Source organism: Aestuariicoccus sp. MJ-SS9, from assembly GCF_032586235.1.
Taxonomy (GTDB): domain Bacteria; phylum Pseudomonadota; class Alphaproteobacteria; order Rhodobacterales; family Rhodobacteraceae; genus Aestuariicoccus.
The window spans coordinates 1-972 of sequence record NZ_JAWHTD010000127.1 but is presented as its reverse complement, the minus strand read 5'-3'; the positions used below and the strand labels follow the sequence as shown (position 1 = coordinate 972).

Sequence of the window (972 nt, the reverse complement as noted above, 5' to 3'; positions counted from 1 at the left end):
GGGCTTGAGGCGTGATTGCCCCTTTCCCCGCTGAGATCATGCCACGCGGATGATCTCGGCGGTGCCGAGGGCATTGAAGCGGTTCATGAGGGCGATGCGGATGTGGATTTCGGCAGTCTGGCGGTCGGGGTCTCGTGCCGCGATGCGCTCGCCGAAGGATTTCAGGCAGCGCATCTTCGCCTCGATCCGACTTCGGTCGTGGTATCCCGTCCAGCGTTTCCAGAAGGCCTTGCCGTAATATCGGGTCGCGCGCAGGGTTTCGTTTCGGGCGCGCGCGGCCGGGCAATCATCTTTCCATAGCCGCCCGTTCCTGCGGATCGGGATGATCGGTGTGGCGTGCCGGTCAGTGATGGCCTTGTGGCAGCGGCGCGTGTCATAGGCGCCGTCCGCGGTCACCGTGCCGATCTGCTCATCGGCCTGGATCTGGCCCAGCAGGTCCGGCAGCACGGGGCTGTCGCCGTCTCGGCTGGGCGTGAATTCCACGGCGCGGATGTCGGATGTGGCCGGGTCCATGGCCAGATGCACCTTGCGCCATTGGCGGCGGCGTTGCACCCCATGCTTGCGCGCCTGCCATTCACCATCGCCAAGAAACTTGATGCCGGTGCTGTCGACCAGCAGGTTCAGCGGCCCGTCGGCGCGGCGATAGGGGATCTGCACGGCCAATGTCTTTTGCCTGCGGCACAGCGTGGAGAAGTCCGGAACCGGCCAGTCCAGCCCAGCCATCTTCAGCAGGCTGGCAACCATCCCTGCGGTCTGGCGTAGCGGAAGCTTGAACAGGACTTTGATCGACAGGCAAAACTGCACGGCCGCATCGGAAAAGATTGGCGGGCGTCCAGGCCGCCCGTCACGCGGCGCAAGCCAGGTCATCTCCCTGTCGACCCAGATCAGCAGCGCTCCCCGCGCGCGCAACGATGCGTTGTAGCTGGACCAGTTCGTGGTGCGATAGCGGGCGGGTGATGGCTTGTTCATACA

Annotated in this window: 1 protein-coding gene; it reads right to left on the bottom strand. The window is 64.8% G+C overall.

The genetic code is table 11. The features are described from left to right. Positions 1 to 36: 36 nt before the first annotated feature. The gene (locus tag RXV88_RS23575) at positions 37 to 969 is read right to left on the bottom strand and encodes an IS5 family transposase (protein WP_316296181.1); all 933 of its coding nucleotides are present in this window, start codon (positions 967 to 969) and stop codon (positions 37 to 39) included. Positions 970 to 972: the final 3 nt, after the last annotated feature.